The 14,981-nt window shown below is 58.3% G+C and carries 15 protein-coding genes; 11 read left to right on the top strand and 4 right to left on the bottom strand.

All coding sequences use genetic code 11. The features are described from left to right. The first annotated feature begins 4 nt into the window (after nucleotides 1-4). The 10 genes from AC244Q_RS33915 (at nucleotide 5) to AC244Q_RS33870 (ending at nucleotide 10,824) form a co-directional block, all read left to right on the top strand. Nucleotides 5-532, top strand: a complete 528-nt coding sequence (locus AC244Q_RS33915) for a sigma-70 family RNA polymerase sigma factor (protein WP_012760466.1) — start codon at nucleotides 5-7, stop codon at nucleotides 530-532. 170 nt (nucleotides 533-702) lie between these two features. After that, entirely contained in the window at nucleotides 703-1,053 is a 351-nt protein-coding gene (locus AC244Q_RS33910; protein ID WP_003555372.1) for an SPW repeat domain-containing protein, read from the top strand. 19 nt (nucleotides 1,054-1,072) lie between these two features. Beyond that, on the top strand, nucleotides 1,073-2,248 hold the full coding sequence (locus tag AC244Q_RS33905; protein WP_128407292.1) for a zinc-dependent alcohol dehydrogenase: 1,176 nt from the start codon (nucleotides 1,073-1,075) through the stop codon (nucleotides 2,246-2,248). 225 nt (nucleotides 2,249-2,473) lie between these two features. Continuing rightward, complete coding sequence (locus tag AC244Q_RS33900; RefSeq protein ID WP_128407293.1) at nucleotides 2,474-3,436, top strand: alpha/beta hydrolase; 963 nt, start codon at nucleotides 2,474-2,476, stop codon at nucleotides 3,434-3,436. Between the two features lie 127 nt (nucleotides 3,437-3,563). Continuing rightward, the gene (locus AC244Q_RS33895; RefSeq protein WP_003555369.1) at nucleotides 3,564-5,966 is read left to right on the top strand and encodes an FdhF/YdeP family oxidoreductase; all 2,403 of its coding nucleotides are present in this window, start codon (nucleotides 3,564-3,566) and stop codon (nucleotides 5,964-5,966) included. Between the two features lie 20 nt (nucleotides 5,967-5,986). Continuing rightward, nucleotides 5,987-6,589, top strand: coding sequence for a c-type cytochrome (locus tag AC244Q_RS33890; RefSeq protein WP_012760471.1), 603 nt, complete (start codon nucleotides 5,987-5,989; stop codon nucleotides 6,587-6,589). Next, nucleotides 6,586-7,578 (top strand): cytochrome c oxidase subunit II, encoded by a 993-nt coding sequence (gene coxB / locus AC244Q_RS33885; RefSeq protein ID WP_003555365.1) that lies wholly within the window; start codon nucleotides 6,586-6,588, stop codon nucleotides 7,576-7,578. Before AC244Q_RS33890 ends, coxB begins: the two co-directional genes overlap by 4 nt. Further along, nucleotides 7,575-9,482: a cytochrome c oxidase subunit I gene (ctaD, locus tag AC244Q_RS33880; protein ID WP_222017507.1), complete on the top strand. Its 1,908-nt coding sequence runs from the start codon at nucleotides 7,575-7,577 to the stop codon at nucleotides 9,480-9,482. The genes coxB and ctaD overlap by 4 nt, the downstream gene beginning before the upstream one ends. After that, nucleotides 9,479-10,081, top strand: coding sequence for a cytochrome c oxidase subunit 3 (locus AC244Q_RS33875; protein ID WP_003555362.1), 603 nt, complete (start codon nucleotides 9,479-9,481; stop codon nucleotides 10,079-10,081). The genes ctaD and AC244Q_RS33875 overlap by 4 nt, the downstream gene beginning before the upstream one ends. Before the next feature lie 332 nt (nucleotides 10,082-10,413). Further along, the gene (locus AC244Q_RS33870; RefSeq protein WP_003555361.1) at nucleotides 10,414-10,824 is read left to right on the top strand and encodes a c-type cytochrome; all 411 of its coding nucleotides are present in this window, start codon (nucleotides 10,414-10,416) and stop codon (nucleotides 10,822-10,824) included. Here AC244Q_RS33870 and AC244Q_RS33865 read toward each other — a convergent pair whose 3' ends face one another. From AC244Q_RS33865 to AC244Q_RS33855, 3 genes are all read right to left on the bottom strand, one after another. Continuing rightward, complete coding sequence (locus AC244Q_RS33865) at nucleotides 10,825-11,694, bottom strand: c-type cytochrome (RefSeq protein ID WP_041935877.1); 870 nt, start codon at nucleotides 11,692-11,694, stop codon at nucleotides 10,825-10,827. A gap of 157 nt (nucleotides 11,695-11,851) precedes the next feature. Then, the gene (locus AC244Q_RS33860; RefSeq protein WP_003555359.1) at nucleotides 11,852-12,172 is read right to left on the bottom strand and encodes a low affinity iron permease family protein; all 321 of its coding nucleotides are present in this window, start codon (nucleotides 12,170-12,172) and stop codon (nucleotides 11,852-11,854) included. Nucleotides 12,173-12,278: 106 nt separating this feature from the next. Then, a complete protein-coding gene (locus AC244Q_RS33855) occupies nucleotides 12,279-12,773 on the bottom strand; it encodes an NUDIX hydrolase (RefSeq protein WP_003555358.1) in 495 nt (164 codons plus the stop codon). A 98-nt stretch (nucleotides 12,774-12,871) separates the two neighbouring features. Between AC244Q_RS33855 and AC244Q_RS33850 the strand changes: the two genes are divergently transcribed. Further along, nucleotides 12,872-13,633, top strand: a complete 762-nt coding sequence (locus AC244Q_RS33850; protein WP_032997101.1) for a cytochrome c oxidase assembly protein — start codon at nucleotides 12,872-12,874, stop codon at nucleotides 13,631-13,633. Between the two features lie 356 nt (nucleotides 13,634-13,989). Here the strand turns inward: AC244Q_RS33850 and AC244Q_RS33845 are convergent, their stop codons facing one another. Then, a complete protein-coding gene (locus AC244Q_RS33845; RefSeq protein WP_128408063.1) occupies nucleotides 13,990-14,925 on the bottom strand; it encodes an NmrA family NAD(P)-binding protein in 936 nt (311 codons plus the stop codon). Nucleotides 14,926-14,981: the final 56 nt, after the last annotated feature.

Here is a 14,981-nt window from a genome sequence, read left to right as displayed (position 1 = left end):
AAACATGAGCGGACTGGGTGGAACGGGTGCGGAGATCAAAAAGGAAATCGTTGCGTTAATGCCGGCGGTGCACCGGTTCGCGATGCGGTTCGAACGATCTGTGACAGATGCGGACGATCTCACGCAGGATACCATGCTCAAGGCGCTCGCTCACATTGATCAATTTCGGCCCGGGACCAACGTAAAATCCTGGTTGTTCACGATTGCCCGCAACACCTATTGCACGAAATACAAGATCCGCCAGAGATTTACCCTCTGTGCGGACATGGAAGTCGCTACATCCGGGCAGGCGGTACAATCGACCCAGGAATGGTCTTTGCGCACGGGGGAAGTCGATAAAGCCATTTCAGCTCTCGACGCCGACAAGCGCCAGGTGTTGCTGATGGCGGCAAATGGCGACAGCTACGAGGATATCGCCGGGGTGTGCGGGTGCGAACTCGGCACGATCAAAAGCCGTATCTCGCGTGCAAGGGCCGCCGTAATTTCGGCGCTCGGTGAAACCACCGCGTCAGGAGCCGTCGCTGCAAGGTGATATACGATCATGGTGGACAGCAGATTACAATCCTACAAAAACTGCCCAAGCCACTTCCCGCCATCGGGGGACCACGCGTAGCTGAGTTTTTGCGGATCCGTAAGCTCCCTGAAAAGCGGGAACCAGCGCCTCATTTGGAAGTTTGAAGGCCAGAAAGGATAGGGGGAACAATGCGCTTCGTACCGACCATGCTTCATGGAATTGCTTATGTCGTCGGGTCCTTTGTGATCGGCCTGCCGTTTTTTCTCGAACTCAATGGCACTCCTCGAATGGTGCTTATCGCGCTCGGCATCATTATGGTGCTCTACAGGCTCCTGACCGACCATGAAATTGACGCTGTGCGGTTCCTACGGATCCGTTCGTTGCTTGATGCTATCTTTGGCGTAGCAATGCTGCTCTCACCCTGGCTTTTTCCCTTTCCCATGGATACGCGCTGGCCGGTCTACGCAATCGGGGTTGTTGCGCTCATTCTTGCTATCACCACGCAAATCCGTGCTGAAGGAACGGCCGCGATCAATTGAACTTACAAGGAGCTTATCGATGAAGGCACTGTGCTGGCATGGCAAGGGCGACATCCGCTGCGACAGCGTTCCGGATCCCAAGATCGAAGATGGGCGCGACGCCATCATCAAGATGACCGCCTGCGCCATCTGCGGCTCAGATCTGCACCTGATGGATGGCTACATTCCCTTTATGGAAAAGGGCGACGTGCTCGGCCACGAATTCATGGGCGAGGTCGTTGAGGTCGGACGTGACAACAAGAAGCTGAAGGTTGGTGACAGGGTGGTGGTGCCGTTCACCATCTGCTGTGGGGAATGTCAGCAATGCCTCAGAGGCAACTGGTCGGTTTGTGAACGCACCAACCGCGATGCCGATAACGCCACCAAGGCGTTTGGCTATCCAACCGCCGGCTTGTTCGGATACTCGCATCTGACGGGCGCCTACGCCGGCGGTCAGGCGGAGTATGTGCGTGTTCCCTATGCAGACGTTTCTCCAATCGTCATTCCCGATGGAATGACCGATGAGCAGGCGCTGTTTTTAGGCGACATTTTTCCGACGGGGTGGATGGCCGCAGCCAACTGCGAGATCGAACCCACCGATATCGTCGCCGTCTGGGGCTGCGGTCCGGTCGGTCAGTTTTGCATCAAAAGCGCGCTGATGCAGGGTGCCGCGCGGATCATTGCCATCGACAATGTTCCGGAGCGTCTGGCGCTGGCGCAGTCGGCTGGAGCCGAGATCATCAATTTCGACGAAGTGGACGGCACAATCCCGGACCGCATCAAGGAGATGACCGGGGGTCATGGCGCCGACAAGTGCATCGACGCTGTTGGTGCGGAATCCCATGCTACAGCATCATTTGATGCCGTCGTCGACAAGGTCAAGGCCGCCACCCTGCTTGGAACTGACCGCCCGCATGCGCTACGAACCGCGATCATGGCTTGCCGACCCGCCGGGATCGTCTCGGTTCCTGGGGTCTATGGCGGTTTCCTCGACAAGATTCCTTTTGGCGCCGCAATGAACAAGGGACTGACGATCCGCACCGGTCAGACCCATGTCAACCGCTATTCACTCGATTTGCTTCGCCGCATCGAGGAAGGCGAGATCGATCCGAGCTTTATCATCACGCATCGGGCGAAGCTCGAAGACGGCCCGGCTCTCTACGAGACTTTCAGGGACAAGAAGGACAACTGCATCAAGGTCGTCCTGACGGCATGAGATTATGAACGCTGATGCCAGAGCACTCAAGGAAGCGTGTCGCAGTTTCGAGGCCAGGCATGGAGTCGAGGCTTCTCTCAACGTGATGGCCGGCATGATGCAGGACCGCCTTGGCGACCATAGCCTCGCTGTACAATTCCAAGGCTGTGATGCAGGCGCGCCACCTCCCCAACCGGTAGACCTCGACGAAGTCGGACCGCCGATGCATGAAGAAGGCGCAGCCGGATGAGCTCACGCGCCTGCGACTTGATCGGCCGCCTTGAAGAAAAACATGTCACCCGCGCTCAGCGGCTGAACGCGCTTCTGCATTTACTTCCACGATACTACACCGATCGCAGGTGGAATGCGAAAGTCGCCAACGCCATAGTCTTGGGGCTGCAATCCGTCTTTCCATCGCGCCTGTTTCACGACTGCCGCGTTTTCAGCAGAAGCATCGCGGCCGGCGAACGTAGCGTCGGCTTGCGGTTTCTCCTGCCCGATGGAGCGCCAAGAGGTGTTTATGTGCACTTTCACGGTGGCGCGTGGGTGCTCGGCAATGCCCGCCTCGATGATGGCATCACGTCACGTGTCGCTAAAGAGTGCCAACTCATCGCCGTCGCTGTCGATTTTCGTAACGCCCTCGATGATCGCGTCGACCTTGCCATAGACGACTGTGAAATCGCTCTGAACTGGGTGGTCCGGAACCTGTCAGATCTCGGCGTCGGACGGATTGTTCTGGGCGGTGAGTCATCTGGGGCTCACCTTGCCGCCCAGGCCTTGCTGCGTCTGCGGGACCGGGGAATGGTCGAAGCATTCTGGGGATTTATCTCGACATGCGGCGCGTTTGATTTCAAGGGATCGCGCAGCCTCAGGAGCGCCAATAGCGCCTCCCTCATCGTGGACGCTCCCGCTGCTCTTCGAAATCTACAAAGATTACGTTCCAGTTTGCCCTGGAATGAACGGGATGGGCCGTTACATGCGCAGCTCGAGGGCCTCCCGCCGGCTCTGTTCATCGCGGGCGAGCTCGATCCCATCGTCGATGACAGCATTCAGATGTTCCGCACTTGGCAAGACGCAAACGGAAACGCATCGTTAAGCATCGTTCCGGCCGGGCCGCATGGTTTCAACCGGCTTCCGACGGCTATCGCTAAAATCACCAACGCCTACGCGCGAGAATGGCTGATCGATAGATGTTCGGGCTTACATTGACGCCCTTTCCGGGCGCGGACACCGAGCGCTGGATCAATATTTGGCGAAATAGCCGGCCGGGAGCGAAAAAAGCACGCACTAAGGAACTTGTCGTTTTCAGAGAGCTTTAGATAGTTTGGGAGCGATCATGACAGCACATCCGAAAGACAAACCCTCGATCAAGCCATACACTGGCCCGGCCGGTGGATGGGGGTCCGCAAAATCAGTTGCCGGGATCCTGCTCCGTGAGCATATCCCGGCGAGCGGCGCCGCCTTGCTGGACAAGCAAAACAAGCCCGAAGGCTATATGTGCGTCAGCTGCGCGTGGGCGAAGCCCGCCAAGACGCATCCGCTGGAATTTTGCGAGAACGGCGCCAAGGCTACCGCCTGGGAGGTAACAAACCGCAGGGCGGATGCCGGCTTCTTTGCCGCGCATACGCTGAGGGAGCTAGAAGCCTGGCGCGACCATGATCTTGAGGAACAGGGTCGGTTGACGCAGCCGATGCGGTGGAACGCGGAAACTGATAAGTATGAGCCGGTCGAGTGGGACGTGGCATTCGCCGAAATCGGCAAAGAACTTCGAGCCCTCACGCCCCAACAAGTCGACTTTTATACGTCCGGTCGCGCCTCTCTGGAGGCGGCTTATATGTATCAACTTTTCGCACGACTGTTCGGCAGCAACAATCTCCCCGACTGTTCCAACATGTGTCACGAGAGCACCTCGGTGGCTTTGCCCGAAAGTATCGGAGCATCGGTCGGAACGGCGGTCCTCTCGGACTTTGAGAACACCGACTGCATATTTTATATCGCCCAGAATGTCGGGACGTCCTCGCCCCGGCTGTTGCATGACCTGCAGGATGCCGTACACCGCGGCGTTCCGATCGTTACATTCAATTTGCTGCGGGAACGGGGCCTTGAACGTTTCAAGAACCCGCAGGCGCCAACCGAGATGTTGTCCTCGAAGGAAACACTGATCTCGTCGGAATACTATCAGGTGAAGAATGGTGGCGATATCGCAGCGCTCTTTGGCGTGTGCAAAGCGTTGATCGAGGCCGACGATGCGCTCAAAGCGTCAGGAACAAGTAAAATCGCCGGGAACGACGACATCCCAGATGACCCATCTGAGGCCGGAACGATCGCATTTGCCGCGTCGATTGCAGCTGCCGACAAGAAGCATGTCCTCGACCACGACTTCATCCAGGAGCACACAACCGGTTTCGAACAGTTTGCCGATGCGGCCCGGTCCTATAGCTGGGCGGAGCTTGAGCGAGTTTCCGGTCTCACACGGGAGCAGATGACGCATGCGGCACAGACTTATGCAAAAGCCAAGGCAGTCTTGATAGCCTATGGGATGGGTGTCACGCAGCACGTGATGGGCGTCGACAACATCCATATGATCGCCAACCTCGCGCTCCTGCGTGGCAACATCGGTAAACCAGGCGCCAATATCTGCTCCATTCGGGGCCACTCCAACGTCCAGGGACAACGAACGGTCGGTATTACCGAAAAGCCGGGGCTCGTGCCCCTGGACAAGCTGTCCGAGCTGTACAAATTCGAACCGCCGCGTTGGACGGGCCGATCGACGGTGGACACCTGCAAAGCAATTCTCGATGGCCAAGCGCGTGCCTTCATTGGCCTCGGCGGTAACTTTCTGCGTGCCGTGCCGGAGACAGAGGCGATGGAGGCGGCCTGGAGGAAATTGCGCCTGACGGTGCAGATCGCGACCAAACCAAACCGCAGCCATGTGCTCCACGGCGAGATCGCGTATCTGCTGCCTTGTCTGGGGCGGTTGGAGATCGACAACCAGGCCACCGGTCCACAGGCTGTATCGATCGAGAGCTCAGTCGCACACTTCCATGGGTCGCGCGGCAAAGCGACACCGGCGAGTAGCCATCTAAGATCTGAGCCAGCGATCATTGCCGGATTGGCGAAAGCCACCTTGGACCGTGGTGACGTCCCCTGGGATGCATGGATCGACGACTATAGCCGGATCAGAGACGCGATCGAGCGCACCTATCCCGAAACGTTCAGCGACTTCAACAAGCGGCTGTTCCAGCCGGGTGGGTTCGCTCGGCCCCTGCCAGCGCGCGAACGGAAATGGGTTACCAAGACGGGCAAGGCCAACTTCCTGACGCCGGACCGGCTGTTTCCTGAATTTGCAATCGATGGCGCGCAAGAAGACGTCCTGCATCTGTCGACACTGCGATCGAACGACCAGTTCAACACGACCATTTACGGCTACAGCGATCGGTTTCGCGGCGTCAACGGAACACGCAAAGTCGTTTTCATGAATCGCGATGACGTCGCTCGCCTCGGCTTCGCCAACGGCGACAGCGTCGATTTGCGCACGGCCATCGATCACTCGACCGCGCGCCAGGTAGGCGCGCTTAGGGTCGTCGAGTACGATATTCCGCAAGGCTGCTGCGCGGCATACTATCCGGAATGCAACCCGCTATTTCCGTTGGGACACCACGATGCCCAGTCGAAGACGCCGTCCTACAAGCTGCTTCCGGTATTCGTCACCAGGTCACAGCAGCAGCCGAAGGACTGATCCGGCACGGGAAGCTTTCCATGGGCAGTGTTCGAGGTAATCGTCGTTCAGCTATAGCCATCGCACTTGGTGGCGCCGTTGTCGTCGGCGCGGGCGCTCTCGTGGGCTGGGCACGAGAAGGCCGCACCTTGCGCCTGGATCCGCCGCTTTCGGCCGAGTTCGAGAAGATCCGATTGATGCCGAATGACATCAGCGGAGCGCCGCCAGAAATCTATTTCAAGCTGGGAAAGCCATACGAAAGTACCGCTTACGATTTGAGCCAGGGAAAGCGGCTTTATTCCTGGTTTGGCTGTCCGGCATGCCACGGCGACGGCCGGGGTGCGGCCGGCCCATCTTTTCTGGACGGATGGTGGCTTTACGGTCCTGAGATGATCTCGGTCGTAGCATCCATCCGCGATGGCAGGCCCCACGGAATGCCTGCCTTTCGTGACAAGATGACGATCGATGAAATCTGGCAGCTCGCCGGCTATGTGAGAACGATCGGCGCCTATTCGGCAAAAACGACCGCGCCCAGTCGCAATGACGACAAGAACACCCGGCCGTCCGAGAACCGCGCACCGGCCGCGGCTCTCTTCGACGAGGGGCCCGCCGGCGCGCACCCTGATCAGGGGCCATCGCCTTGACGCGCTCTTCGATCATCGGCCCGTCCCTTGCGTCTCTCTGTCTCTCAGGCTGTACGGGGTCGCAGTCTGCGCTTGACGCAGCCGGCGCATCGGCTTCCGCCCTGAAACAGCTCATCGTTGTCATTGTCGTGGTCTGCGCTGTTGTCTGGCTTTTGGTGATGCTGGTGCTGGCATGGTCCCTGCTACGACCGCGTGACGGACGCGGGGTTGCTGGCAACGACCAGAAAGCGCGTAAAGTTGTCGCCGGAGCGGTGGCGGCCACCGCTTTCATCATCGCCGGTCTGACGATCATAAGTTTTTATACGACGCGCAAGATTGGCGAAGCCTCCGAAACAGCGTTGACCGTCACCGTGCGAGGTCAGCAGTGGTGGTGGCAGTTCATCTATCCCGATGATGGATCGGGGCGAGAGTTCAAGACGGCCAACGAGCTGCACATCCCTGTCGGACAAGCTGTGAAACTACGGTTGGAGAGCGCCGACGTCATTCATTCTTTCTGGGTTCCGAGCCTGGCGGGAAAGCTGGATCTAATACCGGGCCGGATCAACGAACTGACGTTGCATGCTGATCGACCGGGAATCTATCGCGGCCAGTGTGCGGAATATTGCGGGCTGCAGCACAGCCACATGGCGGTGCTTGTCATTGCTGAAGACGAGGTGAGTTATCGGCAATGGGTGCAGGGGCAGCAGCGTGAACGGCTCCCGCCGGCAGATCCACAGGTCACAGCCGGCGAAACGGTGTTCATGAGCAAGCCTTGTGCCGCCTGTCATACCATTCGCGGCACATCGGCGGCCGGGGTAACCGGGCCTGACTTGACGCACGTTGGAAGCCGGCAGACGATCGCGGCAGGGCTTTTGCCGAATACTCGCGGGTCCCTCGCTGCTTGGATCGCCGACCCGCAGACGCTCAAGCCCGGCAACAACATGCCGCTCGTGCCGCTCTCCGGGGAAGAGTTGAAACAGGTCTCCGCCTACCTAGAAAGTCTCAAATGAGCGCTGATCCTCCCCCGCTGACCGATGTGGATCTTGGCGACGAGGTGATCGACCTCAGGCTTCATCAGATTTGGAAAACGCCAACAGGCTTGTGGGGCGCGCTTTCGACCGTCGATCACAAAATCATCGGCCGGCGCTACATCATCACGGCTTTTGTGTTTCTTCTACTTGGCGGCATCCTGGCGATGGCGATGCGCCTCCAGCTGGCCACGCCCGAGGCGCGCTATATCAGTCCCGATCGCTACAATCAGATTTTCACGATGCACGGCACCAACATGATGTTCCTGTTTGCCGTACCGGTGATGGAGGCCATGGGCGTGTATCTCGTGCCGCTGATGCTCGGCACCCGCAACATCGCCTTTCCGCGCCTCAACGCTTTTTCCTACTGGATATTTTTAGCCGGCGGCCTGCTGTTATGGATCGCATTCGCGCTGGACGTCGGTCCCGACGTGGGCTGGTTTGCCTATGTCCCCCTCTCCGGCCCCCAATATGGTGCCGGAAAGCGAGCTGACATTTGGGCGCAGATGATCACGTTCACGGAGGTTTCGGCGCTTGCTGTCTCTGTCGAGATCGTTGTTACCGTATTCAAGCAGCGCGCACCGGGAATGTCCCTGGATCGAATTCCGCTCTTCGTCTGGTCGATGCTGGTCACCTCATTCCTTGTGATCCTGGCGATGCCGGCGATCATGTTTGCAAGCAGCACCTTGATTCTCGACCGTCTGGTTGGTACCCATTTTTACAATCCCGCCGAGGGCGGCGACGTCCTGTTGTGGCAGCATCTTTTCTGGTTCTTTGGCCATCCGGAAGTCTACATTATCTTCCTGCCGGCGGTGGGAATGGTGTCGACGATGATTTCGACGTTCGCCCGCAGGCCGGTGTTTGGGTACCTGGCCCTGGTGATGGCGTTGATTTCGACGGGCGTCCTCGCCTTCGGCCTCTGGGTGCATCACATGTTCGTCGTCGGCCTACCGCGACTTGGCGAGAGCTTTTTCACGGCCTCCAGCATGGCTATTGCCGTGCCCGCCGGCATTCAGATCTTCTGCTGGCTCGCAACACTGTGGGATGGAAGACCGGTGTTCAAGTCACCAATGCTGTTCATTATCGGCTTCATCATCACCTTCGTGCTTGGCGGACTGACTGGCGTCATGGTGGCGTCGGTGCCATTCGACACGCAGGCGCACGACACCTACTTCGTCGTCGCGCATTTCCATTACGTCCTCGTTGGCGGCTCTGTTTTCCCGCTGCTTGGAGCGATCTATTACTGGTTCCCAAAATTCACCGGAAGGATGATGAGCGAACGGATCGGCCGCTGGGTATTCGGGTTGATATTCACCGGTTTCCACCTGACGTTCTTCCCGATGCATCTTCTCGGTCTCTTCGGTATGCCGCGTCGTATCTATACCTATCAGCCCGAGATGCCTTGGGCCGGTCTGAACCTGTTCGTCAGCCTCAGCTCTTTTATTCTCGCCGTAGGATTTCTCCTGTTTTTCATGGACGTTGTCCGCAGTGCGCGCTCCGGCGCTGTTGCCGAAGAGAACCCATGGAACGCATCCACGCTGGAATGGGCAACGACCTCACCTCCCAGCCCCTATAATTTCCGGCGCATCCCGGTTGTCAGCCAGCGTGAACCGTTATGGTCAGGCTCGTCGGATCTGCCGGTGGTCAGCGGAATGCGGCTGGACCGACGGGAACTGATCGTCAGTGGCGTCGTCGAGGCCGAGCCTGAAGCACGGGAGTCCTCTCCGACCAATTCGATCTGGCCACTCATTGCAGCCATCGCGACGTCGATCATGCTGATATGGTCGATGTTCTCGCCATGGGCGGTCGTTTGGGGTTCAATCCCGATCGCAATCGCCCTGACCGGCTGGTTTTGGCCAAAGGGCGACCCGGAGGATGAGTCATGAAAGAGCGCCTGGTTCTCGATGTCTCGCACCTGCCATTGCACGGCTCCGGCACCGCCAGCCCGACCTGGTGGGGAACACTGGCGTTCATGTTGATCGAAGGGACCGGCTTTGCTCTCGGAATAGTCGTCTACCTTTACCTGATGAGCATCGCCAGCGTCTGGCCGATCAACGCGCCGGCGCCTGATCTGCTGCCTGGCACTCTTTTGACCGCTGTGCTCGCTGTCAGCGTAATACCGAACGTGCTGGTGGCGCGCTGGGCTGAACGCAGAGAGCTAAAAAAGGTCCGGATCGGCCTGATCGTCATGGCTTTGCTCGGCGTCGCCCCGCTCTTCCTGCGGGTATTTGAGTTCCCGGCCCTCCACGTGATGTGGGACAGCAACGCCTATGGTTCGATCACCTGGGTGCTGCTCGGACTGCACACCACCCACATCCTGACCGATCTGATCGACACGCTGGTTCTGATGTGCCTGATGTTCACGCGGCACGGCGACAATCCGAGGCGCTATGGCGATGTGGAGGACAACGTCATGTACTGGAACTTTGTTGTCGCAACGTGGGTTCCGCTCTATCTCTGTCTTTATTGGGTGCCGCGTCTATGAGATATTCCATCGCAGTCGCTGGAGGATTGGTTTTCGCCCCACTAGCTTGGGCCGTCAGCACACAGATTGGCCAAGTCATGCCCTATGTGGACTGCCGGATGGGCAGGCCATGGTCCGTGATGGCCACGGTGCTTCTAGCACTGTTGGCGGTTGTCGGTGTTCTGGCGCCTTTGGCGGCACCTAGAAGCCCGAAATCGAGGTCAGATACGTTCATCAGAACGATCAGCGTTCTCGCGGGATCAGCATTTGCGTTTGCCTTGGCGATGCAGGCCGCGGCCACTTTTATAATAAACCCTTGTCAACACTGATCCGAAACGGTGCCGGAGACAGAAATGAGCGGCGAAGGGTTTCCCGTCAAGATCGTAGTTCTGTTACTGGTCACGATGCTCGGGCTCGCGGCGGGGGTCCTCACGTACCAGGTTAGAGATCGCAACCAGAGGACAGAAGTCGCAAGTTTACTTGCTCGCGGCGATCCCGCCCGTGCGCCTGAGATTTTCCGGCGTTATGGTTGCACCGGATGCCATACGATTCCCGGCATCGCGGGAGCCAACGGCAAGGTCGGCGGCCCACTGGTCGACATACGCCAGCGCGTCTACCTAGCGGGAGTCGCGAATAATGACGCGGAGGCGCTTGTCCACTGGATTGTGGCGCCGAGTGCGTTCGATGCCAAAACGGCGATGCCGGACACCGGTATTTCAGAAGCCGAAGCGCGGGACTTGGCTGCCTATCTTTACGGGCAGTGACTACGGCTGCGGTGTCGGTCGTGCTGGCAGCGACTTAATGTAAGTTGCAATGGCATCGCGGTCACCTGCGGGGAGTTTGGCGGTGTTAGTGACAACGTCGGCCATGGAGGATCCGACGCGCCCGTGGTCCGGGGTGTTGCCGCTGGTCAAAACCTCGAAAATATCGGCCTGAGACCAATCGCCAATACGCGCGGGCGTGATGTTCGGAACGAACCCCGTTCCTTCAGGATCCTCACCCCCGGCATATCGCGTCGCCTGCTTGATCGCTCCAAAGACATTGCGCGACGAATGGCACTCGGCACAATGGGCAACGCTTTCGGCGAGATAGGCGCCTCGGTCATGGATGGGATCGCCACTCAGCACGGCTTCGGACTTTCCCTCGTCGAAAAACAGCAGCTTCCAGAAGCCGACGAACCGCCGGATGCGGAAGAGTGCGACGAGGTCGTGGGGCGGCGCGCCGCCCGACACTGCTGGTAGAGTCTTCAGATAGGCAAACAGGTCCCGAACATCGTCCACCGTCATTCCGGTGTAGCTTGGATAGGGAAAGACCGGATAATAATGCTGTCCGTCGGGAGAGACGCCCCCGATCAGCGCGTTGCCAAGATCGGCGGCGGTCCACGAACCAATTCCGTCCTTCGCATCTTGCGAGATATTGGGAGGCCGGAACGTGCCGAACGGCGAGGCGAGCGCAAGGCCGCCGCCGAGTTGCAACCGATGCTTTTGCCCAGGTGTCGCATGGCACGATGAGCAATCTCCTGCGGCGAATATCAATTCGCCACGAGCAGGATCGCCCGGCTTCACGAACGCCGGATCATTCTCTTCAAAAGGGATATTTGGTTTGGTGATGAGCCACGCGCCAGCGGCGAGCATTGCAACAGTAAGAGCGGCCCCCAATAAAATTGTCCGAACTCGCGTCTTCACCGATGGTCCTTCGCTCCCGAGTTATCCCACATCCTGCCGAGTGGATGTCTTCGAATAGACAGACGGTTTAAAATTATGCCACAGCGACACATTCCAGCTATACCCATTACTCCGATTCGGTATGTGTTGCCCGAAAGCGCTCGATCTGCTCTGGCTCCTTCTCGTCAATCTGGGTGATTTCGTTTTTCGCATCGCCATGCACATGTAGCAGTTCATCGAGCTTGGCATGGATTGCCTGTGTATCCCGATGTTCCGCCCGCTGGATGAAAAGCGTCATCATCCAGGTGATCAGCGTGGCCAGGCCGTGCCATTCCAGCGTCTCGGGGCTGAAGATGAGCCAGGAGATCCCATAGAAAATTACAATGGCAAAAGCGATGGGGCTGGCAGTCCATGTGCCTAAATCCGTCAACCAGGAACGCCAGCGCATAGTTGAGACCTCCACATTGAGGCGAAAACCCTCTCTTAGGCAGCCGGTTCCCGCAGACGCGACATTTCGTTGAGATCTCTCCGTTCTGAGCGCGGCCTAGTCGCGATCATTCGGCTTGCATCTTTCGCCCTGTCCTTGGCCTGAAATCCGCGAGCATTGACTTCAGTTCCACTTCCCGCACACGCCTCGCAGCCTCATCCGGACTGACCCATTCACGCGTACGCTGTCCTTGTTCCTTGAAGTCCGCATTCAGCTCGTGGACCTCGATCTGAAACACTTCAACGACGCATGGCGCGACGTCTCCGTCATCCAGTTCCTTGAGATAGGTGTAACGGCCGACGGGTTTCTTATGAACGGCACCGCGAATGCCTGCCTCTTCCCAGGCTTCGATCGCAGCAGCCTCGTATGGTTTCTTTCGCTTCATCGGCCACCCCTTCGGAATGATCCATCTGCCGCTGTCGCGCGAAGTGATGACCAGTATCTCGATCGCGGCGCCTTCAGTCCGCCGAAAACAGAGAGCGCCATATTGTTGCCGGAACGGGCCAGTGAACAGCTTGTCCGGTAAAGTCGCGGCCTTCGCAGGTTTCTTTCGATTTGACATGGTCACACATAGTAGCTCCCAGCTCGACGCAACTGGCAAGCCTGGAACAATTCGGCCGAGCGTTGGTTCCTCGTCAATTGTCCGGTGATGGCTTTATCATGACCTTCCAGCTCGAACCCTACTGCGGTAACGCTCCAGCACCTGAGGCCCTGATGGCGGACTGGAACTTCGACCCAATCCTGCTGTCGGCAATCGCTCTAGTGGCGCTGTGGACATGGCGCCGAGCTATGGCGGAAGACCGGGTGGGTCAGTGGGCCCTGTTCATGGGTCTTTGTGTCCTCGCCTTTGTCTCGCCCCTATGTGCCTTCAGCTCCGCCCTCTTCTCGGCACGGGCCTTCCATCATATTGTCTTGGTATCGCTTGCTGCGCCGCTCGGTTGGCGCTTTTTCTTTGGATCATCTGTTACGCTTGATCGCTTTCCATCCATGGCCGCATTCGTCGTACACACAGTGATGGTCTGGCTCTGGCATCTGCCTCTTCCCTACGCCTGGGCTCTCTCCAGCAATTTTGCCTATTGGGCAATGGAAATCCCTCTCCTTCTGTCGGCCCTGTGGCTTTGGCGTGAAATCCTCTACCCGCGACGCGCCTCAGGCAGTGCGCTCGCCATCTGCGGTGGCACGATATTGCAGATGACGATGCTTGGGGCATTTCTGACGCTCACTCCACACCCTCTGTTCAGCCCGCATTTTTTGACCACCGACCTTTACGGTCTCACGCCCCTCGAAGATCAGCAGTTGGCCGGGTTGTTGATGTGGGTGCCCGCCTCGCTGCCATATGTCGCCGCCTTTCTGCTCAGGATCGGTCAGACGATTAAAACATCGTCCCGTGATAAGGCTGTGGACGTGCCTCAAAACGTATAGCTGGCCGCGACGCCGGATGCGGCGGCCTGGATGCAGATCCTTACTGCCACCGATGATTGGAACGACCTGGGCCCTGGTCCATGGCAGCCGCCTTGAACGGGGTCTAACCGCCGACGTGTTTACTATTAGCGAAGCCGTTGATCCGGAAGAAACCTTCGGCGGTGTAGATGGAAACTGCGCAATCACGTCCAAAGTGGGCGGCGGCTCACCGAGAATGCCTGACCTTCATCGGCAGATTCCAGCCGCTTCATCGGTCGCCAATTCATCAACGATCAGGCTCTCAAACGCGCCGAGAAGTTGATCGTTGTCATTGGCTCAGCCACCACTGCCCGCTCGCTGCGGAATCTCCGAAAGCTCTAGCGATGTGAGCTCCACGTTAGGAAGGTCTCTGGTTTGACGCCATCCGTCCGCGCCTTCTCGATCAGCGGCCGGAGTGTGTCTTTGACGAATTCTTCCATTGTGGTGCGCAGTGCAGGACGATCATTGTGAAACTTTACACGCCCATCGTTAAGAGCAGCCAAGGTGTCGTTATCGTAGACCCACCGTCCGAGAGCTCCGAACCTCTCCCGGAATACCGCCTCGACCTCGCGATCGCTCCTATCGATGAAGCGATAGTCCACCTCTCTAGCGAGTGCCCGGCTGATAATCGCGGCGATCTCGGTCATCGTGTAATCGATGCCCAGTTGCTTTACGGATCGGTGCTGGTCAGTCGGCGTGTCGAACTCTTTCGCCGCGAGATCCGCGATGTCCTGAATGGCAATCCAAGGAGTTTTCACGTTTGGGTCAAGCGACCAGCCGATCCTATCGTGCTGCGCGATGGAGTCGGTCCACCCGGCAAGGTCCTGCATGAACCAGCCACCCTGCAGGTGCACCACTTTGATGTCGCGTAGTCGGTTGAGGATCTGATCCAGGATATGAAAGCCCTGAAAATGGCCGGTGTTTCCGCTGACCTCGGATCCCATTCCGGTCAGGCTCACGGCCAATTTCACAGGGGAATCTCGAAGGGCGTCGAAAAACCGAAGCGCTACCGTAGGGTAGTGCCCATGGAGGTCCTCCGAGCCCCAGATGGTTTTGACCATGAGGAACGCAGCGTCAGCGTCTTCGAAGAACGCGTTAAGTTCACCAGCACCCGTATCGAAGCTGCCAAGGAACGATTCCGCTCCTTTCGCGACAAGGTCATCGAGGGCCGGCCCTCCTCTTGAAAGAGCTTTGACTGAATGGCCTTTGGCCAAGAGGTTCTCGGTAAGTTTGGCACCGATCCTGCCGGTCGCGCCAACCACGGCTATACGCATGGGTGATCTCCTGAGAGTTGCTAAACCAGGAGCCTAAAGGATTGCCCCGCGAGCAA

This window comes from Rhizobium sp. CB2179 (genome assembly GCF_057653455.1).
This window is presented reverse-complemented; position numbering and strand designations above follow the sequence as displayed.